The following is a 23194-nucleotide window of genomic DNA, read 5'->3' as shown; positions in this document are numbered from 1 at the left end:
TGACGGTATGGCGCTTGCTAGCCATACAATCAGCTATTGATCGCATATTGATGGTGTGCAGGTGAACCCGATGAACTCGCCTGGGCGAGAGGGACAGCCAAACCCTCAGGGTGGCGGGGGTCGGATGTGGACGCCGGACCTGAAGCGGTGGGGCAAGCCTCACTACCTCGCCATCGCCGAGGCGTTGGCGGAGGACATCAGGACGGGGCGTCTGACGGCAGGCACGCGCCTGCCAACCCAACGTGCCCTGGCCGAGGCCCTCGACCTGAACTTCACGACCGTGTCCCGAGGCTATGTGGAGGCTCACAAGCGTGGCTTGGTCGAGGGACGCGTCGGCCAGGGCACCTTCGTGCTTGATCCGGCTCGCCCGGTCCGCTCGACGGATCAGGGTGGTGCGCCACGGATCGGGCCGGTGGACTTCACCATGAATCTGCCCCCCGAGCCTGACGCGCCCGCCTTGAGGGCGCGCATGCAGTCCACTTTCGCGGATCTGTCAGGCGATCTTACGAACCTGCTGCGCTACCAAGGCTTCGGCGGGACGGACGAGGACAAGGAGGCCGCGCTGCGCTGGCTCGAGGGCCGCGGGGTCGTTGCGCTGCGGGAGCGCCTCCTGATCTGCCCCGGCACCCACAGCGCTCTCTTCAGCGTGCTGGGCCAGATAGCCTGTCCGGGAGATGCCATCTGCGCCGAACGCATCACCTATCCGGGCATTCGGTCGCTTGCGGCGCATCTGGGACTGCGCCTCGTCGATCTGCCCATGGACCGGCATGGTGTCGACCCCGATGCGTTCGCGGCCGCCTGCACCAAGGTCGCCCCCAAAGCGATCTACCTGAATCCGCTGCTCCAAAACCCAACCACCGCGACCCTGTCGCGAACGCGTCGCGAGGCCATCATCGCGGTCGCGCGACGGTATGCGGTCACCATCATCGAGGATGACGCCTACGCGCGCATCTGCCCGATGCCGCCGCCGAGCTTCGCCGAACTGGCGCCCGAAATCACCTATTACGTGGCCGGCCTGGCCAAGTGCCTCGGCGCCGGCCTCCGGCTCGCCTTCCTGGTCGCCCCGAGCGCCCGATCAGCCCTGCCGCTCGGCGGCGCCCTACGCGCCGCCACCGTCATGGCCTCGCCGATCTCGACGACGCTGGCGACGCGATGGATCATGGATGGGACCGCGGACGCCATCACTCAGTTCGTCCGCGAGGAATCCGCCGCTCGCCAGCGCATCGCAACGTCGCTGCTTCCGGCTGGGACCTATACCGCGGACCCGCATGGCTTCCATGTCTGGATCACGCTGCCGGAGGGCTGGACGCGCTCGGCCTTCGCCAGCCAGGGCCGGTCGGCCGGACTCGGCGTTGTCGCCAGCGACCCGTTCTGCGTCGCTGGTACCCCGCCCGAGGCCGTGCGCCTCTGCCTCGGCGGCCCCTCGACCCGGCAGCAGATCACGCAGGGACTGGAAGTGCTCGCTCACGCCCTCGAAGGCTCGCCCGCCCTGGCGTCGACCTACATCTGAGTTGCACCGTGCCGTCGGAGCAGCTTTCGCTGAGTGCGGCACGAACGTTCGCTTCCTTGGTCTACCCTTCAAAAAGCCGAATGGCAGAAGACCACCCATCCCGGTCCCACGCTTCCGTTCCATCAGGCTGCCCTGAGGCGGACGCTCTGAGGTCCGACAAGGGTCAGGAGGGAACGCAAGGTAGAGTCGACCCAAACGGCCGCGTTCTGCGAGAACCACGCCCGACAGGGCGATTTCTTGCGCCTCTAAAGGCGATCAGCTGACGTCAGGATTGCAGGGATGCTTCGAGTAGGGTCGTTCGATAGTGAGGACGAATTTCCGGCCGCATCACGAATTATCCGGCCAACTCAATGATGTAGGTATTCGCATTCTCTGATTTGCGTGCCACTCAACGCCTTAATGCATTGCGTTCTCAGAAATCGTTGTTGCTAAACCTCTTGCCTGCCGCTCCGTACTACACTCGCGTAGGGTGACCGGCGTGAAGCTTGTCCTTTGGTACGTCGGTCGATTTGTGGAAGTGAACGACTGAGCGCAATGCGTGTACCCACATTGCTGAGGTGCGCCGAAGCAGGGGCTAAGTGCCGCGAGTGCCTTGCAACGGACCGGCGGCGGGCGTCAGCTTCGATCCGATCGCCGGGAAGCACGAGGGCTCCTTGCCCTGCACCGATGAAGTCACTTTTAGGCTTCGTCTTGATTGTCGTCGGAAGCGCGGCCCCATAATGGGCTCGACATGCTCGGTGAGCCCTTCCTCGTGCTGCACCGTGCCCGAATGAGACATTGCGTAGGCGAGCACCGGTGGACGCATGTTCTCGGACAACGTCGGAACGGATCTCTCCATTCTAAGCCCCTTTAGGATGCGATTAACGATGTGAAGGCCAGATGGCGTCTGTTCTCGAACGGGACGCCAGCCTTGCGATTCGTGCTCTGCCTCGTTGCCGGACTAGCGGGCTGTACAAGCGTCTCGGCGGAGGAGGCCGTGCGCGGCGTGGTCCGGGCCCTGCGCGATGCCAACATCGCCACGGAGCTCAATGCACGCGTCCTGCGCATCCCCTTCCGCGAAGGCTCCTTCTTCGCGCGCGGCGACGTTCTCCTCGAATTCGATTGCGCAAAGCAGCGCGCCGAAGCGCGCTCCACCGAAGCCGAGGCCGAGGCGGCTCGGATCGCCCACGAGAACGCGCAGGAGCTCGACCGGCGCAGGGCGATCGGCCGGTTCGACCTGCAGACCGCCAAGGCGAACTGGGACAAGGCCCGCGGGGCGGCCGATGCCCTGCTCGCACGCGTCCGCGAATGCACGATCGTGGCGCCCTTCGCCGGCCGCCTCGTGGACGTCCGCATCCGTGACCACGAGATCGCCACGCCGGGGCAGCCGCTGTTCCGGCTCGTGGGCGACGGCGAGCTCGAGATCGATCTGATCGTCCCCTCGCCCTGGCTGGTGTGGCTGCGCGAGGGTGCGCCGCTGAGCGCGAGGATCGACGAGACCGGGCGGACCTACGCGGCGCGGGTGTCCCGCACGGCCGCGGCGGTCGATCCGGTGTCCCAGACGATCAAGATCACGGCCGCCTTCGCCGAGCCGCTGTCGGGCGCGGTGCTGCCCGGCATGAGCCTCGACGCGATCTTCGAGCGTGTCGGAAACTAGGCGGATCACGCGTGATGCCGGAAGCCGCCCCCGCGCCGTCGCCCCGCCCTGACAGGGGCAGACCCGCGCTCGCGCGGCAGGTGGAACTGCCCCGCGTCGTGGGACCGAACGACAGCGGGGCGGCGCTGCGTCAGCTCCTGCGGATCGAAGCCGAGCTGCGGCGTGCGGAGAACCGCGAGCAGCTCGAACTCGCGCTCGTCAACGAGGGGCGCAAGCTCCTCCGAGCTCGCCAGGTCCTGGCGGTCCGGCTGCCTGAGCGAGGTACGGCCAAGCCGCAGGTGGAGCGGATTTCAGGCCTTGCCGCCGTCGAGAAGAACGCGCCGCTGGTCCAGTGGCTGCAGGCCGTGCTGCGCGAGCGGCTGGGCCGGCCGGATGCTGCGGATCTGTTCACGCTGAACCTGCGCGCGAACGCGCAGGCCTCCTCGGAGGCCGACGGCTACCCGTTCCCCCATGCGCTCTGGGCGCCCCTGAAGGACCGCGATGGCCGACTCATTGCGGGCCTTCTGTTCACGCGGGAGACGCCCTGGGGCGAAGACGAGACGGCGCTCGCGGCGCGGCTCGCCGAGACCGGTGCCCACGCCCTACTGGCGGTGAGCGCCGCGCCGCGCCGCAGACTCGGCGGCCGCCGGCGAAAGGGCCTGATCGCGGGCCTTTGCCTCGCCGGCCTCGCGGCCCTCGCCATCCCCGTCCCGATGACGGTCCTGGCGCCGGCCGAGATCGTGGCGGAGCGTCCCTTCGTGCTCGCGGCGCCGCTCGACGGCGTGATCGAGGTGATCGTCCCCGCGCCGAACAGTCCTGTCGCGGTCGGCGACGTGGTGATCCGCTACGTCGACACCGCCCTGCGCAACGGCTTCCAGGTCGCCGAGCGGGACGTTGCCGTGGCCGAGACCCGCCTTCGTCAGAACATGCAGGGCGCCTTCTTCGACGAGAAGGCCCGTCGCGAGGTCGGGCAGGCCCGCGCCGAGCTCGCGCTGAAGGTCGCGGAGCGCGACTACGCGCAGGCCCTGTTCTCCCGCACCCAGGTCCGCGCCGAGCGGGCCGGCGTCGCCGTCTACGGCGACCGCAAGGAATGGTTCGGCAAGCCGGTCACGACGGGCCAGCGCATCCTCGAGATCGCCGATCCGAGGCGCGTCGAGGTTCGGATCGACCTGCCGGTCTCGGACGCCGTCGCGCTCCAGCGCGGCACCGCGGTGCGGATCTTCCCCGATGCCGATCCGCTGCGTCCGATCGCGGCGGAGGTGACCGTCGCGACGCCGCTCGCCAAGCTGACGGAGGCCGGCGTGCTCGCCTACCGCCTCACCGCCAAGCTCACCGCCGCGGACGCGCCGCCGCGCCTCGGCATGCGCGGCACCGCCCAGCTCTTCGGCGAGACCGTTCCGCTCGGGCTCTACCTGTTCCGCAAGCCCCTGTCCTGGTCGCGGCAGAAGCTCGGCCTATGACGGGCATTCCGTTCCTGCCGGGGCCGGGTGCCGCAGCGATCGGGCCGCAGCCCCTGCCGCCCCTGCGCGAGGACCTCCGTCTCGTAGCGGGAGCCCCGAGCAGCACGGGCGAGCCGACCTGGCTCATCTACGATCCCCTCGGCCACCGCTATCACGAACTCACGGACACGGGACTGGCCGTCCTCAAGGCCTGGCGGCCGGGCGAGACGGCCGAGGCGTTGCAGGCCGCCGCGAGCGCGGCGCTCGGGCAGCCCGTATCCCGCGAGGATGTCAATCTCGTCGTGAAGTTCGCCGACGAGACCGGCCTCGTCGTCGAGCCCAACGGGGGCTGGCAGGCCCTCGCCCGGCGCCTGGAACGGGGCCGACAGGGCTGGGCAGGCTGGCTGCTGCACAACTACCTGTTCATCCGCATTCCGCTCCTGCAACCGCAATCCTTCCTGGAGAGCACCCTGCCGGCGGCGCGCCGGCTCGCCGGTCCGACGGCGCTGTGGGTCGTCGCGGTCGCGGGGCTCCTCGGGCTCTACCTCGTCTCGCGCGAATGGGACGCCTTCAGCTCGACCTTCCTGCACTTCCTCTCGCCGGAGGGCATGGCCGGCTACCTCCTCGCCCTGCTGGTGGTGAAGGTCCTGCACGAGCTCGGGCACGCCTACACGGCCGTGCACCACGGGGCGCGGGTGCCGACCATGGGCGTGGCGCTCATGGTGCTGATGCCCGTCCTCTACACGGACACGACCGACAGCTGGCGGCTGCGCGACCGTCGCGCGCGGCTGGCCATCGATGGCGCCGGCATCGCCGTCGAGCTGGCGGTGGCGGCCTTCGCCACCCTCGCCTGGGCGCTCCTGCCCGAGGGGACCTTGCGCAGCGCCGCCTTCTTCATGGCGACGGCGGGCTGGACGGTGAGCCTTGCGGTCAACCTCAACCCGTTCATGCGCTTCGACGGCTACTACATCGCCTGCGATCTCACCGGCATCTCGAACCTTCAGCCGCGCGCCTTCGCACTGAGCCGCTGGGCCCTGCGGGAGACCCTATTCGGCCTCGGCGATCCCTGCCCCGAGATCTGGGACCGCCGGACCCGGCAGCTGGTCGTCGCCTACGGATTTGCGGTCTGGCTGTACCGGCTCGTGCTGTTCACGGGCATCGCGGTGATGGTCTACGCCGTCACCTTCAAGGTTCTCGGCCTCCTCCTCTTCGTCGTCGAGATCGGCTGGTTCGTGGTCAAGCCGGTCTGGACCGAGCTCGTGTTCTGGTGGCGGAACCGCGGGCGGGTGCGCCTCACGACCCGCTCGGCCTGCGTCCTGGGCGGCCTCCTTGTTCTCGCGGTCGCGCTCGTCGCGCCGATCTCCCGTCACGTCGAGTTCGCCGCGGTGATCGAGCCGGCGCGTTCGGAGCACCTGACGGCGCATGCGCCGGCCCGCATCGTCGCGCTCGCCGTCCGGCCCGGCGACCGCGTGGAGGCGGGTCAGGTCCTGGCCCGGCTCGAAGCGCCGCTCCTCGAGCAGGAGGTCGCCCGCGCCCGCGCCCACCTCGCCCTGGTCGAGCTCAAATGGGCGCGCCGGGCGGCGGACGCCGCCGATCGGCAGTCGTCGCAGATCCTCGATCGCGAGCGTCACGCGCTGCGTGAAAAGCTCGGCGGACTGGACAGGCAGCGGCAGGATCTGGTGCTCGCAGCGCCGTTCGGAGGAATCGTCGCCACCCTGGCCTCCGATCTTCACGAGAACCGCTGGGTCGGTCGGGGCGAGGATCTCGGGACCCTCGTCTCCGAGGGCCAGGTCCAGGTTCGGGGCCTCCTGCCGGAAGCGGCCCTGTCGCGGCTCAAGGCGGGTGCCGCAGGCCGGTTCACGCCCGACGACCTTCTCACGCCGTCCCTGCCGGTGCAGCTCGCCTCCATCAGCGAGGCCGCCGTGGCTGCAGTGGAAATCCCCTACCTCGCCTCGACGCATGGCGGCGGCGTCGCCGTGCGCGAGGACAAGAGCCTCGGCGCCGTGCCGGTCGAGGCGCATTACACCCTGCTCCTGCAGCCCACGAGCGGCCCGGTGCCCCACGGCGTCCTGCGTGGGACGGTCACCCTGGAGGGGCGGGCCGATAGCTTCCTCGGGCGCGTCCTGCGGCGCGCCATCGCCGTCCTGGTCCGCGAGAGCGGGGTCTGATCGGTCAGGGCCACCCTGTCGGGTCGGGGCAAGCCGCTGGTGACCACATCGCATAATGCATGCGGAACACGCGTTCGTGTCCACGCGCGCCGGGCGGGGAGGGACAATTCGTTAACCCTCGAATCCTAGCGTTCGGCAATCGGGGCGCCGCGCGTCCACATGTCCGTCCGGATCTGTCATGCTGAAGCGCTCGACCCGCCGTTCCAAGACCGTCGACGCCGCGTCCAGCCCCCCCGACCAGCCTGGCTCGTCCCCGCGGCCGCAAGGCCGCGCCGCACCGATTCGCGCGCTCGAGCCGCGCATGGTCTTCGATGCCGCCGCCGGCGAGACGATGGCCGAGGTGAACACCGCGACGGTGGCTTGCGGAGCCACGGATGCGAAGATGGCGGCGGGCGACGCGGGCGCCGCACCGGCCGGCGAGGAGGTGCAGCCGGCAGCCTCGGGCGATCCCAGGGCGAATGCCGCGGCGGAGACGAGCCAGCAAACGTCCGAATGCGCGGAAGCGCCCCAGGACCCCGCTCCCGTCCAACCCGAAGCCGCGCCGCGCCAGGAGCTCCTGGTCATCGATTCCCGCGTCCCGGATCTCGACGTGCTGCTGCGCGGCGCTCCCGCGAATGCGGAGGTGCTGCTCATCGACCTCAGCCGGGACGGCATCGAACAGATCGCCGAGGCGCTCCGGGGGCGCGAGGGCATCGACGCCATCCACATCCTGGCCCACGGCACCGAGGGCGAGCTGCGTCTGGGAAGCGGCGTCCTGAACGCCGACACCCTTCGGCAGGGAATGCATGCGGAGGCGCTGGCGAGCCTGCGCGCCGCCCTTTCGCCTGAGGCCGACATCCTGGTCTACGGCTGCGACTTCGGCGAGGGCGAGCAAGGCCGCGAGGCGGTCCGGCTCCTGGCGGACGCCACCGGCGCCGACATCGCGGCCTCCCACGACGCCACCGGCCACGCCTCCCTGAACGCGGACTGGGATCTCGAGGTCCACCAGGGGATGATCGAGTCCGGCGTCGCGATCGACGAGGCGGCCCAGCGCGAATGGGTCCATGCCTTCGCGCCGGCGACGATCACGATCTCGGGTAATCCTACGGTTCGCGATGGCGCCGGTAACACGATCGCGGGATCGAACAATGCCTTCGCGGTAAATAATAACGTGCTGGGCTCCGTCGCCACCTGGGCCAACGCTGGCAACGTCGGCGGGGTAACCGTGTCGCTGCGGGCCACCGTGGTCGCAATGGGACAGAGCGACGATGCCGTCACTTTCAGCACGAACGGAGACGACGCTCAGATTCTGCTACGCTCCACCAACGCGGCGACCACCCCAGCCAACCAAGCGGCTCAGCTACGCGTGCGGTGGGATCTCGTGCGCGCAGACAACGGACAGGCACTGGCGGCCGATATCAATTTCCAGATTGCCGACATCGACGGCATCGACGGCAATACCGGTCCGCGCGAGAGCGTGACTGCTTCACAGACCGGACTTACGTCCTTCACGACTGCGGCAGATACCCATCTGCAGATCAGCACGACCAATAACTTGGTTCGAGCTGCCGGAACGCAGAACGAGGAACCCCAAGATCCGCTGCCACCCTCGACGATCCGCTACACCTGGACCAACGTCTCCTCCTGGGAGATCACCTACGATCTCGCCGCCAACAACTTAACTGGTGCCGCCGCCTTCAGTCACGATGGCGACGGCGATCTAGTCATCACAAACCCCGCGACGAAGTCGATCCCGAAGATCGACCTCGACGCCAATAATTCCAGCGGCGCCACGGGCGCCGGCTATCAGGCGAGCTACGCCGAGAACGGCGCGGGCATCCCGATCGTCGACACCGACGTCACGATCTCGAACACGGGCGCCACCGTGAGCAGCGCCACCGTGGTGCTCACGAACGCCCAGGCCGGCGATGTCCTCAGCGTCGGCACGCTTCCCACCGGCATCACGGCCTCCCAGAGCACCAGCGGCGGCGTGACCACGCTCACGCTAACCGGCGCGCGGCCGGCCGCGGATTACCAGACGGCGCTGCGGGCGATCAGCTTCGCGAGCACGAGCGAGGCGCCCGACACCAGCGCCCGCCTGATCGACATCAGCGTGACGAGCGACGGCATCACCGGCACCGCTGCGCGCTCCACGATCGCGGTCACGTCCGTCAACGATGCGCCGGTCAACACGGTGCCGAGCGCGCAGACTTTCGACGAGGACGCCTCCTTCACCTTCGCGGGGGCGAACGCGATCACCGTCGCCGATCTCGACGCGGGGGCGACCGCGCTCACCACCACGCTCTCGGTCCCGCAAGGAATCCTTACCCTCGGTTCGACGAGCGGGGTGACGGTCACGGGCAACGGAACCGGCAGCGTGACGGTGACCGGCACGGCGGCACAGATCACCGCGGCGCTGAGCGGCACGGTCTACACGCCTCCGGCCAACTACAACGGCGCCGTCTCCCTGACGGTGACCACGTCCGACAACGGCGGCACGGGGACGGGCGGGACGCGGACCGACACGGACACCGTCGCCCTGACGGTCGCTCCCGTCAACGACGCGCCGGTGAACACGGTGCCGGGGCCGCAGACGATCAACGAGGACACCTCCCTCACCTTCGCAGGGGTCACTGCGATCACGGTCTCGGACGTGGACGCCGGAGCCGGCACGCTGACGACCACGCTCTCGGTCCCGCAGGGGATCCTCACCCTCGGCTCCACGAGCGGGGTGACGGTCACGGGTAACGGTACCGGCAGCGTGACCGTGACCGGCACGGCGGCACAGATCAACGCGGCGCTGGGCGGCACGATCTACACGCCCCCAGCCAACTACAATGGCGCGCTCGCCCTGACAGTGGCCACTTCCGACAACGGCAATACCGGTTCGGGCGGAACGCGCAGCGACACCGACACCGTAGGCATCACGGTCACGGCGGTGAATGACGCGCCGATCAACACCGTGCCGGCCTCCCAGACGATCAACGAGGACACGACGCTCACCTTCACGGGGGCCACTGCGATCACGGTCTCGGACGTGGACGCCGGAGCCGGCACGCTCACCACGACCCTCTCCGTCCCGCAGGGCATGCTGACCCTCGGCTCGACGAGCGGCGTCACCGTCACGGGCAACGGCACAGGCAGCGTGACGGTGACCGGCACGGCAGCGCAGATCAACGCGGCGCTGAACAACACGGTCTATGCTCCGCCGGCGAATTACAACGGCGCGGTCACGCTGACGGTGACCACCTCCGACAACGGCAACACCGGCACGGGTGGGATGCGCAGCGACACCGACACCGTGGGCATCACGGTCACGGCCGTGAACGATGCGCCGGTCAACACCGTGCCTGGCCCGCAGACGATCAACGAGGACGCCACCCTCACCTTCGTAGGGGCCACCGCGATCACGGTTGCCGACCTCGACGCGGGCGGCGCCGCACTCACGACCACCCTTTCGGTCCCGCAGGGTATCCTCACCCTCGGCTCGACCAGCGGCGTCACGGTCACGGGCAACGGCACGGGAACGGTGACCCTGACCGGCCCGGCGAGCCAGATCAACGCGGCCCTCAACAACACGGTCTACACGCCCCCGGCCAACTACAACGGCGCGGTCACCCTGACGGTGACGACCAGCGACAACGGCAATAGCGGGACCGGCGGGACGCGGACGGACACGGATACCGTCGCCCTCACGGTCGCGGCGGTGAACGACGCGCCCACGACCACCGGTCTGCCGAACCGCAGCGGGATCGACGCCACGAACGCCTCCTTCTCGGTGGCCGGCAGCTTCGCGGACGTCGACGGCAGCCTGACCTATTCGGCCACGGGGCTGCCCGCCGGCCTGTCGATCAACGGATCGACGGGCGTAATCTCGGGGCGTCTCGCGGCGAACGCCTCGCAGGGCGGCACGGGCGGCGTCCACACGGTGACGGTGCGCGGGACGGATGCCGGCGGCGCTTTCGTCGAGACGACCTTCACCTACACGGTGACGAACCCCGCCCCGACCGTGGCCGGCACCGCGGGGGCCACCGTCTACGTCGACACCAACGCGAACGGTGCCTTCAACGCCGGCGAGGCCAACGCGACCTTCTCGAACGGCACGATCGCCACGGGCACCCCGCAGATCGATTACGTCCGCAACTTCGACGTGCCGGCCGGCGCCGATCCGGCGGCGACGCGGATCGTGGTCGACATCACCATCCTGGACAACAGCGGCACGATCCTGGTCAACGGCACCAACATCGCGCCGACCTCGGGGTTCGAGTTCGAGGCCACCAACCTCAACAGCACCGACGACACCAATGCGGGACGGACCGACACGATGGTCCGCTTCGTCGGCGGAGGCGACATCCAAACGCCTTGGACCGGCAACTCCAACGGCCTTCCGCGCATCCAGTTCATCATCACGAGCGCCGGCGTCGAGGTCTGGGGCACCCGGACGGCGAGCTCGACCCAGCTCGAGCGCATGACGCTGGTCGCAGGCAACTTCGTCGTGCCGGTTCTGAATGCCGGTCAGAACACGGTGACGGTGCGCAGCTTCAACGATAACGGACCCGATCAGGCCAACGGCACCGTGCGGGCCTTCGTCGACGCGCCGCTCAACCGGAGCAACGCCGACAACCAGGCCGTGACGTTCGACGCGCGGCAGGTCTTCAACGATGTCGACGGCGACAGCCTGACCTACACGGCCGCCGGCCTGCCGCCCGGCCTCTCGATCAACGCGTCGACGGGCCAGATCACCGGCACCCTCGCCCGCAACGCCAGCCAGGGCGGATCGGGCGGCGTCTACACCGTCACGCTGACGGCCGCGGACGGCAATGGCGGCTCGGCCACGAAGATCTTCACCTGGACGGTGACCAACCCGGTTCCGGACGCGGTGCCCGACACCGCGGCCACGAACGAGGACACGCCGGTCACGATCACCGTGCTGGCCAACGACACCGATGCGGACGGCGACGCGCTCACGGTCACCGCGGCCAGCGCCGGGCGGGGCTCCGTCACCATCAACGCCGACGGCACGCTGCGCTACACGCCGGCCCCGAACTTCAACGGCACCGACACCATCACCTACACCATCTCGGATAGTCAGGGCGCCACCGCCACGGCCACCGTCACCGTCACCGTCGCCGCCATCAACGACATCCCCACCGCCGACCCCATCGCGAACCGCACCAGCCTCGACAACGAGGCGATCAACCTGCCGCTCGCGCCCTTCTTCACCGACATCGACGGCGACCCGCTGAGCTACACGGCCACCAACCTGCCCCCGGGGCTCGCGATCGACGCGGCTACGGGACGGATTACCGGCACGCTGGAGCGGGACGCCAGCCGGTCGGGACCTTACGCCGTCACCGTCACGGCGTCGGACGGCAAGGGCGGTTCGGTCCAGCGCTCCTTCAGCTGGGCGGTCACGAATCCGGCACCGGACGCGATCGCCGATGCGGTGACGATTGTGGAGGACACGGCGATCACGATCGCGGTGCTGGCCAACGACCGCGATCCCGACGGCGACACGCTCACCATCACCAACGCCGCCGCCGGCCGCGGCTCCGTCACGATCAACCCCGACGGCACCCTGACCTACACCCCGAACCCCAACTTCCACGGCACCGACACGATCTCCTACCGGATCGTCGACGCCCAGGGCGCCGCCGCCACCGCCTCCGTCACGATCACCGTCACCCCCGTCAACGACGCCCCCACCGCCGATCCGCTGGTCGACCGGGCCAGCCTCGACAACGAGGCGGTCAGCCTGCCGCTCGGCCCCTTCTTCGCCGACGCCGACGGGCAGACGCTCACCTACACCGCCACCGGCCTGCCGCCCGGCCTGACGCTCAACACCGCCACGGGACTGATCGAGGGCACCCTGACCCGCAACGCCAGCCAGGGCGGCACGGGCGGCACCTACACCGTCGCGGTCACCGCCGCCGACGGCACCGGCGGCACCGTCAGCCGCAGCTTCTCTTGGCGGGTCACCAACCCCTTCCCGGATGCCGCCCCCGACACCGCGGGCACGACCGAGGACACCCCCGTCACCATCAGCGTGCTGACCAACGACACCGACCCGGACGGCGACACGCTCAGCGTCACCGCCGCCTCCGCCAGCCACGGCGCGGTCATCATCAACGCCGACGGCACGCTGCGCTACGCGCCGGCCCCGAACTTCCACGGCAGCGACACGATCACCTACACCATCGCGGACGGCAACGGCGGCACCGCCACGGCCTCCGTCACGGTCACGGTGGCGCCGGCCAACGACGCGCCCACCGCCATCGTGCTGGCCAACCGGACCAACAGCGACGGGGAGACCAAGGCCGTCGACTTCCGCGCCGCCTTCTCGGACCTGGACGGCGACGCGCTGACGTTCTCGGCCGCCAACCTGCCGCCGGGCCTGACGCTCAACACGGCCACGGGCCTGGTCGAGGGCACGGTGGCCAGGAACGCCAGCCTGGGCAGCCCCTACACCGTCACCATCAGGGCCACCGATCCGAGCGGGGAATCGGTCCAGCGCAGCTTCACCTGGACGATCCTCAATCCGGCGCCCGACGCGGTGCCCGACACCGCCAGCGTCGCCGAGGACGACTCCGTCACCATCAGCGTGCTCGGCAACGACATCGACCCGGACGGCGACACCCTCAGCGTCACCGCCGCCCAGGCCAGCCGCGGCAGCGTCACCATCAACGCCGACGGCACGCTGACCTACACGCCGAACCCGAACTTCCACGGCACCGACACCATCACCTACGCGATCTTGGACGGCAACGGCGGCACCGCCACCGCAAGCGTCACGGTCGTCGTCAATCCGGTCAACGACACGCCGACCGCGGACCCTATCCTCGCCGACCGCGCCAACCAGGACGGGCGCGCCGTGAACGTGCCGCTCGGCCCCTTCTTCTCGGACCTGGACGGCGACACGCTAAGCTTCTCCGCCACGGGCCTGCCGCCAGGGCTCGCGATCGATGCCGTTGGCCGGATCACCGGCACGCTCACCCGCGACGCCAGCCAGTCGAATGGCGGCACCTACACCGTCGCGATCACCGCCTCCGACGGCAATGGCGGCTCGGTCCAGCGCAGCTTCACCTGGACGGTCACGAACCCAGCGCCAGACGCGGCGGCCGACACGGCGGCGACCAGCGAGGATGGGTCCGTCACGGTCGTGGTTCTTGCCAACGACCTTGACCCGGACGGCGACGCCCTCACCGTGTCGTCGGCCTTCGCCGGAAACGGCAGCGTCGCGATCAACGCCAACGGCACCCTGACCTACACGCCGAGCCCGAACTTCAACGGCACCGACACCATCACCTACACGATCTCGGACGGCAACGGCGGTACCGCCACCGCAAGCGTGACCGTCACCGTCGCGCCCGTGAACGACGCGCCGACCGCCGACCTCATCCTCGCAAACCGTACCAACCTGGAGGGCGAGGCGAAGTCGGTCGACTTCCGGGCCGTGTTCGCGGACGTCGACGGCGATACGCTGAGCTTCTCCGCCACCGGCCTGCCGCCGGGCCTGACGATCGATCCGACGACCGGGCGCGTCACAGGCACGGTCAGCAACACCGCCAGCCAGGGAAGCCCCTACACCGTCATCATCAGGGCCACCGATCCGAGCGGGGAATCGGTCCAGCGCTCGTTCACCTGGACGATCCTCAACCCGGCACCCGACGCGGTGCCTGACGGTCCGCTCACGACCAACGAGGACACGGCGATCACCATCAACGTGCTCGCCAACGACACCGATCCGGACGGCGACACCCTCACCGTCACCGCCGCCTCCGCGCCGCGGGGCAACGTCGCGATCAACGCCAACGGCACCCTGACCTACACGCCGAACCCGAACTTCCACGGCACCGACACCATCACCTACGCGATCTTGGACGGCAACGGCGGCACCGCCACCGCAAGCGTCACGGTCGTCGTCAATCCGGTCAACGACACGCCGGCGGTCGATGAGATCGCCAGCCGCGCGAGCCTCGACAACGAGGCGATCAACCTCCCCCTCGGGTCCTTCTTCTCGGACGTGGATGGAACCCCGCTGAGCTTCTCCGCCACCGGCCTGCCGCCGGGCCTGACGCTCGACACCGCCACAGGTCGGATCACAGGCACGCTCGCGCGCGATGCCAGCCAGTCGAATGGCGGCACCTACACCGTCACGATCACCGCCTCGGACGGCCAGGGCGGTTCGGTTGCGCAGACCTTCGCCTGGACGGTCACAAATCCTGCGCCCAGCGCGTTCGCGGACGGCCCGGTCACTACGAACGAGGACACGGCAGTCACCGTTTCGGTCCTCGCCAACGACCTCGATTCCGACGGCGATACTCTGACGATCACCGCCGCCTCCGCGCCGCATGGCACCGTCGCGATCAATGCCGACGGCACGCTCACCTACACGCCGAACACCAACTTCCACGGTGAAGACACGATCACCTACACGATTTCGGACGGCAACGGCGGATACAGCACGACCACCGTTCCCGTCACGGTGACGCCAGTGAACGATGCGCCGACCGCGACGCCTGCTCCCGAACTCTCGAGCGAGGAGGGTCGACCGGTCTCCTTCACCTTCGCGCCCCTCTTCGCCGACGTTGACGGGGATGCGCTCACTTACAGCGCCATCGGCCTGCCGCCCGGCGTCAGCATCGACTCGACCACCGGCCGTGTCTCCGGCACGCTCGCGTCCAACGCCTCCACGGGCAGCCCCTACGCCGTCACGATCACGGCCTCCGACGGCAACGGGGGCACCGCGAGCACCGACTTCTCCTGGCAGATCTCCGACCTCGCGCCGCGTCCGACCAACGACGCCGTGTCGACGCCGGAGGGTCAATCCGTCGAGATCAACGTGCTCGCCAACGATGCCGACCCGCGTGGGACGGGCCTCACCGTCACCACGGCGCAGGCAGCCCACGGCACCGTGACCATCGGCGCGGGCGGCGCCCTGACCTACACGCCCATCGGCGATTTCAACGGCCCCGATCGCATCCTCTACACGGTGTCTGACGGCACCCGTTCCGCCACGGCGATGGTCGACGTGACCGTGACCCCTGTCAACGACGCCCCGGTGGCGGGGACGATCCCAACGGTGACGAGTCGAGACGCCCAGTTCGTGTCCCTGCCGCTCGGCGCCTACTTCTCGGATCTCGATGCGGGCGACACCCGTAGCTTCAGCGCCACGGGTCTGCCCGCGGGGCTGACGATCGACCCCGCGACTGGCGAGATTCTCGGCACCCTGGCACGCGACGCGAGCCAGGGCGGTACGAGCGGCACCTACAACGTCACCGTCACCGTCGCCGATACGGCCGGCTCCACGGCGAGCACGGGCTTCAGCTGGCGTGTGGTCAACCCTGCGCCCGACGCCTTCGCCGACACCCTGACGCTGTCGGAGGATGGGAACGCCACCATCAACGTGCTCACCAACGACACCGACCCGGACGGCGACACGCTCGCCGTCACGTCCGCCTCCGCGGGCAACGGCCGCGTCGAGATCCAGGCCAACGGTACGCTACTCTACTATGCGCCCGACTCCGATTACACGGGTGCGGACACGATTACTTACACGGTCTCGGATGGCAACGGCGGCTTCGCCACCGCCACCGTCTCAGTTTCCGTCACACCCGTCAACGACGCGCCCGCTGCTCAGGCGCTGGTCGACCGCGCCAATCTGGATGGCGAGGCGGTGGTTGTGCCGCTCGCCCCCTTCTTCTCGGACATCGATCGCGACGCCCTGACATTCAGCGCGACGGGCCTGCCGGCAGGACTCACGATCAATGCCACCACCGGCGAGATCGCCGGCAACATCGACAAGGCCGCCAGCACCGCCATGCCGGTGAACGGCTACGTCGTGAGGGTCACAGCCTCGGACGGCCAGAGCAGCGTGTTCAAGGATTTCCGCTGGGTCGTCGCGAATCCGGCGCCCGATGCGACGCCCGATACCGCGACGACGACCGAAGACATGCCCGTCACGATCACCGTGGTCGACGACGACATCGATCCTGACGCCGACGCGCTCTCGGTCACGTCGGCCTCGGCGAGCCACGGCGTCGTCGTCGTCAACGCCGACGGAACGCTGACCTACACGCCGGTTGGGAACTTCAACGGCGCCGACACCATCACCTACACGATTTCAGATGGGCAGGGCGGCTTCGCCACGGCCACCGTCGACGTCACCATCCTGCCGACGAACGACGCGCCGACCACGGATTCGCTCCCCGTTCGGACGAGCCTCGACGGCGAGACCTTGAGCCTTCCCCTCGCCCCGTTCTTCTCGGACATCGATCGCGGCGACACGCGCAGCTACTCGGCGGCGGGCCTGCCGCCGGGTCTCACCCTCAACGCGGCGACCGGGACCATCTCAGGAACCCTGACCGCCAATGCGAGCCAGGGCGGCGCGGGCGGCGTCTACGAAGTGAAGGTCCGCGTAACCGACGGGGCCGGCGCCTTCGCCGAGACGACCTTCGATTGGCGGGTCACCAATACCGGCCCCCGAGCGATCGCCGACACCCTGATATTGGCCGAGGACCAGAGCGCTACGATCAATGTGCTCGCCAACGACCTCGATACCGACGGTGACACCCTCACGATCGTCCCGAACTCGGCCTTCGCCGGCAATGGCACCGTCACCATTCAGCCCGATGGCACGCTGCTCTACTACGCGCCGGACGCCAACTACACGGGTGCGGACACGATCACCTACACGGTGACGGACGGCAACGGCGGCCTGGCCACGGCCACGGTCACGGTCACGGTCACTCCCGTCAACGACGCGCCCACCGCCACCGCCTTCGTCGGCCGAACCAACCAGGACGGAGAGGCCGTCAGCCTCGCCGTCGCCGCACAGTTTGCAGACATCGACGGCGACATCCTCACCTACATCGCCACCGGCCTGCCGCCGGGGCTCACCATCGACACCGCCACAGGACAGATCACGGGCACGATCGACAAGGGCGCCAGCGCCGCCAGGCCGGGCGGCGCCTACACCGTGACGATCACGGCCCGCGACCCCAGCGGCGCGGAGATCACGCAAGCCTTCACCTGGACGGTCACCAATCCCGCACCCGACGCGGTGCCCGACACCGCGACCACGGCCGAGGACACCCCCGTCACCATCAACGCGCTCGCCAACGACACCGACACGGACGGGGACACGCTCGCCATCGTCCCGAACTCCGCCTCGGCCGGGCACGGTGCCGTTACCATCAACGCCAGCGGCACGCTGACCTATACGCCCAACACGAACTTCACCGGCACCGACACCATCACCTACACCATCGCGGACGGCGACGGCGGCAGCGCCACCGCCACGGTCACGGTCACGGTGACGCCCGCCAACGACGCGCCCACCGCCGCCGCCGGCGCGCCGCGCGTCAACCGCGACGCGGAGGGCGTCATCCTCTCCGTCGCCGCGCTCTTCTCGGACCTGGACGGGGACGGGCTGACCTACCAGGCCGCCAACCTGCCCCCGGGCCTGAGCCTCGACCCGGCCACCGGCCTGATCACCGGAACGCTGGCGGCCAACGCCAGCGGGGGCGGCACGAACGGCGCCTACACGGTCACGCTGAGCGCGCGCGATCCCTCCGGCCAGGTCGCCAGCACGAGCTTCACCTGGACGGTGACCAACCCGGCCCCCGACGCCAGAGCGGACACGCTCACGCTCTCCGAGGACGGGAACGCCACGATCAACGTCCTGGCCAACGACCTCGATCCGGACGGCGACGTACTCACCCTGGTGCCGGGCTCGGCCGCGGCCGGCAACGGCCGCGTCGAGATCCAGGCCGACGGCACGCTGCTCTACTACGCGCCCGACGCCAACTACGCGGGCCCGGACACCATCACCTACACCGTCACCGACGGCGAGGGCGGCTTTGCCACCGCCACCGTCACCGTCACCGTCCAACCCCTCAACGACGCCCCAACCCTGGTTGCGCTCTCCGACCGTGCGAGCCTCGACAACGAGAGCGTGAGTCTCCCTCTCAGGGCCTTCGCGGCGGATGTGGACGCGGGCGATACCCTCACCCTCGCGGTGACGGGCCTGCCGCCCGGCCTCACCTTCGACGCCGCGACCGGCCGGATCGAGGGTACCCTCGACCGGGCCGCCAGCCAGGGCGGAGCGGGCGGCGTCTACACCGTCACCGTCGCCGCCACGGACGGGGCCGGCGCCCGCGCGGAGCGGACCTTCACCTGGACCATCACCAACCCGGCACCCGATGCTTGGGCCGACGCGGTGACCAGTCCGGAGGACGGTTCGATCACGATCAACGTCCTCAGCAACGACGTGGACGCGGACGGCGACACGCTCACCGTCACGCAGGCCTCGGCTGGCAACGGCACCGTCGCCATCCAGGGCAACGGCACGCTCGTCTACTACGCCTCCGATCCGAACTACTTCGGCACCGACACGATCTCCTACACCGTCTCCGACGGCCAGGGCGGCTTCGCGACCGCCACCGTCACGGTCACGGTCACGCCCGTCAACGACGCGCCCACCGCCGGAACCCTGCCGGCGCGCATCAACCAGAACGGCGAGAGCATCGGCGCGGGGCTGGGCGCCTTCTTCCAGGACGTCGACCGGGGCGACCGTCTCGCCTTCGCCGCGACGGGGCTGCCGCCGGGCCTCGTGATCGATCCCGCCGCCGGCAGCATCTCCGGCACTTTGCCGAACAACGCGAGCCGGACCGGCCCCTACACGGTCACGGTCACCGCGACCGACGAGGCTGGCGCCGCGGTATCGCGCACCTTCACCTGGACGATCACGGGTCCATCACCTGAGGCCGTCGACGACGCCGCCACGACCCTCGAGGACGTGCCGGTCACGATTGACGTGCTCGCCAACGACCGCGACCTGGGCACCGCGACGATCGTCTCGGCCTCCGCGGGCCAGGGCTCCGTCACCATCAATCCCGACGGCACGCTCACCTACCGGCCGGCCGCGAACGCCTTCGGCACCGACACGATCACCTACGCGATCTCCGACGGACAGGGCGGCAATGGGACGGCTCAGGTCACGGTCACCGTGACCCCCGTGAACGATGCCCCGATCCGTGTCGCGACGCTCGCAGACCAAGCCGGAACGGACGGAGCGCCGGTCGACCTCGTCCTGCCGCGTCACGTCTCCGAGGTCGACGGCGATCCGCTCGTCTACAGCGCGGTCGACCTGCCGCCGGGACTCTCGATCGATCCTGCCACCGGCCGGATCACCGGCACGCTGGCAGCCGATGCGAGCCTGCGCAGCCCCTATACCGTCGGCATCGTCGCCTCGGACGGGAAGGGCGGCGATTTGGTGACGACCTTCACCTGGACCATCGCCAATCCGGCGCCGACGGCAGCCGACGACGCGGCGGCCACGGCGGAGGACGTCCCGGTCACGCTCGACGTGCGTACCAACGATGCCGACGCGGACGGCGACCGTCTCTCGGTGATTGCCGCCACGGCCCTTCACGGGCGCGTCACCGCGAATCCCGACGGGACGATCACCTACGCTCCCGACGCGAACTTCCACGGCAGCGATACGATCACCTACACGATCTCGGACGGCAACGGCGGCACCGCCACGGCGAGCGTCGCGGTGACCGTGACGTCGGTGAACGATGCGCCCACCGCCAATGCGCCCGCTGATCGCACCGACTTGGAGGGCGAGGCCCAGGCGATCGATTTCGCGCCCTTGTTCAGGGACGCGGACGGTGACGCGCTGACTTTCTCCGCCACGGGCCTTCCGCCAGGTCTGTCGATCGACCCGGCCACCGGCCTCGTCGCCGGCACGGTCACGACCAACGCCAGCCAGGGCAGCCCCTACGTGGTCTCGATCTCGGCCGCGGACGGGAACGGCGGCTCGGTCACGCGGACCTTCAACTGGACCGTGACGAACCCGGCTCCCACGGCCGTCGCCGACGCCGTCACGACCAACGAGGACACGCCCGTCACGATCAACGTGCTCGGTAACGACGTCGATCCGGATGCCGATCCGCTCAGCATCATAGCCGCCTCGGCCGGCAACGGCAGCGTCGCCATCGGCGCCGACGGCAGGCTGACCTATACGCCGAACGGGAACTTCAACGGCACGGACACCATCACCTACACGATCTCGGATGGACAGGGCGGCACCGCGACGACCACGGTCACGGTCGCCGTCACGCCCGTCAACGACGCGCCAACCGCCGAGGCGCTCGCCGCGCGCACCGATCTGGAGGGTGAGGCCAAGGCGATCGCCTTCGGGCCCTTCTTCGCGGATGGGGACGGTGATGCACTGACCTTTGCGGCCACCGGCCTGCCACCCGGCCTGTCGATCGACCCGGCCACGGGGCTCGTCACCGGCACGGTGGCGAAGAACGCCAGCCAGTCGGGACCTTACGCCGTCACGATCGAAGCCACCGATTCGAGCGGCGCCAAAGCCCAGCGCAGCTTCACCTGGTCAGTGACCAACCCGGTTCCGGACGCGGTGCCCGACACCGCGGCCACGAACGAGGACACGCCGGTCACGATCACCGTGCTGGCCAACGACACCGATGCGGACGGCGACGCGCTCACGGTCACCGCGGCCAGCGCCGGGCGGGGCTCCGTCACCATCAACGCCGACGGCACGCTGCGCTACACGCCGGCCCCGAACTTCAACGGCACCGACACCATCACCTACACCATCTCGGATAGTCAGGGCGCCACCGCCACGGCTACCGTCACCGTCACTGTCGCCGCTGTCAACGACGCGCCCGCCGCCGAGGGACTAGCCGATCAGTCGAGCCTGGACGCGGACACGGTGAGCATCGCACTCGCGTCCTTCTTCGCGGACGCGGACGGACAGGCGCTGACCTATGCGGCCACGGGCCTGCCGCCGGGCTTGTCGCTCGATGCCGTCACGGGCCGGATCGCGGGCACGCTGACCCGGGATGCGAGCCAGGGTAGCCCCTACGCGGTCTCAATCTCGGCCGCGAACGGGAACGGCGGCTCGGTCACGCGGACTTTCGCCTGGGCCGTCGCCAACCCCGCGCCCAGCGCCGCTGCCGATGACTTCGCCGTCGATGAGGATTCCGTCTTCGTCGGGACCCTGCTCGCCAACGACTCGGACCCCGACGGCGATGGGATCCGGATCGACGAAGTCCCGGTGAGCGGTCCGAGCCAGGGCAGCCTCGTGCTCCGCGCGGACGGCACCTTCACCTACACGCCCGATCCCGGCGCCACCGGGAAGGACAGCTTCCGTTACCAGCTGCGCGACGCCGATGGCGCCACGCAGGTCGCGACGGTGACCATCACGATCAACGCCGTCAACGAAGCGCCGCGGGGCACCGCGGCACCCGCGCGCACGACCCAGGACAAGCCGGTTACCGGCGAGGTGACGGCGTCGGACCCGGACGGCGATCGGCTGGCGTTCGAGCTGGCGCAGCCGCCGGCAAGCGGCAGCGTCGTGCTTCAGCCCGGCGGGCGCTACCTCTACGTGCCGGAGGCGGGCTTCAGCGGCAACGACCTGTTCCGCGTCCGCGTCAGCGACGGTCGGGGCGGGTCCCTTGTCATCAACGTCCCGGTGATCGTGGCGGCAGCCGCACCGACACCCGTCGAGCGCGTCGATCCCGTGATCCCGCCCACGGCTCCGGCGATCGTGCCGCTCGCGCCGGCACCGCGATCCTTCGAGCTGACGCCGCTGCCGTCGCTGACTGCCCAAGGGGCCGTCGTCGACGCCGTCCGCGGGATCGGGTCGCTCAAGAGTACGGCCGAGGCGATTTCCGCCGACGGCGCCGTCGTCGCAGCGGTCAACAACGCCGGCAGCCTCGGGGGCGCCACCGCCCTCGACGCCGCACGCCCCATCATCACTCAGGAGGTGAACCGCGCTACGCCCCGCGGCGAAGGCAGCCTTGAGGCCAGCCAGGATCACGGACAGCCCTGGTTCAGCGCACGGCCCTTCCTCGGCCGGTCGGTCGATCTTGATGCGGGGACGAATGGCGGGCTCTCGCGCGCCATCGGTATTCAGGTGGAAGCGATCCGCCATCACGATGCGCTGGTCGTGAACTTCCGCGATCTCGCTCCCAGTCGCACCGGAGCGACGGTCGTGGAGTATCGCCTGACCTCGGCCGACGGCCGGCCGCTGCCGGCATGGCTCGAGCGGGGCGGGGCCAGCATGTACTGGGGACGCCCGCCGGCGAATGCCCAGGCCGTGGAACTCGTCGCCGAGTTCGTGATGAGCGATGGAACGGTGGTGAAGCGCTCCATCCGGATCGACGTGGACAATGCCGAGATCCGTACGACACCGACACCGGGTCCCGAGGCCGCCGCGCCGGCGCCGTTGTTCAGCGAACAAGCCGCCGTCGCAAGCATGTCGCTGCCTACGGACGCCATGCACGCGCGTCTCGAGCGAGCGCTCGGCCTGATGTAACCGGGCCAAGGGCGATGCGAGCCAAGTCCCGTCGGTTGGAACGCCGCCGGGACCTCCGCTGAACCGACGCGATCACGCATTCTTGTTCGAGTGCGCCCGGCATTTGCACCCGGGTAGGCTCAGCGGGTG

5 protein-coding genes are annotated in these 23194 nt (G+C 69.5%); all 5 read left to right on the top strand.

Translation table 11 applies throughout. The features are described from left to right. Nucleotides 1-70 precede the first annotated feature (70 nt). The 5 genes from MFF55_RS10370 to MFF55_RS10350 all read left to right on the top strand — a co-directional run bounded on the left by MFF55_RS10370 (nt 71) and on the right by MFF55_RS10350 (nt 23065). Complete coding sequence (locus tag MFF55_RS10370; RefSeq protein ID WP_373874779.1) at nt 71-1510, top strand: aminotransferase-like domain-containing protein; 1440 nt, start codon at nt 71-73, stop codon at nt 1508-1510. 868 nt (nt 1511-2378) lie between these two features. Next, complete coding sequence (locus MFF55_RS10365; RefSeq protein ID WP_238244011.1) at nt 2379-3146, top strand: efflux RND transporter periplasmic adaptor subunit; 768 nt, start codon at nt 2379-2381, stop codon at nt 3144-3146. Nucleotides 3147-3160: 14 nt separating this feature from the next. Then, nucleotides 3161-4585 (top strand): efflux RND transporter periplasmic adaptor subunit, encoded by a 1425-nt coding sequence (locus MFF55_RS10360; RefSeq protein ID WP_238244010.1) that lies wholly within the window; start codon nt 3161-3163, stop codon nt 4583-4585. Then, a complete protein-coding gene (locus MFF55_RS10355; RefSeq protein ID WP_238244009.1) occupies nt 4582-6732 on the top strand; it encodes an efflux RND transporter periplasmic adaptor subunit in 2151 nt (716 codons plus the stop codon). The genes MFF55_RS10360 and MFF55_RS10355 overlap by 4 nt, the downstream gene beginning before the upstream one ends. A 178-nt stretch (nt 6733-6910) precedes the next feature. Next, nucleotides 6911-23065 (top strand): Ig-like domain-containing protein, encoded by a 16155-nt coding sequence (locus MFF55_RS10350; RefSeq protein ID WP_238244008.1) that lies wholly within the window; start codon nt 6911-6913, stop codon nt 23063-23065. The last annotated feature ends 129 nt before the right edge of the window (nt 23066-23194 follow it).

The organism is Methylobacterium iners (assembly GCF_022179305.1).
In the GTDB taxonomy this organism is placed as follows: domain Bacteria; phylum Pseudomonadota; class Alphaproteobacteria; order Rhizobiales; family Beijerinckiaceae; genus Methylobacterium; species Methylobacterium iners.
This window is presented reverse-complemented; position numbering and strand designations above follow the sequence as displayed.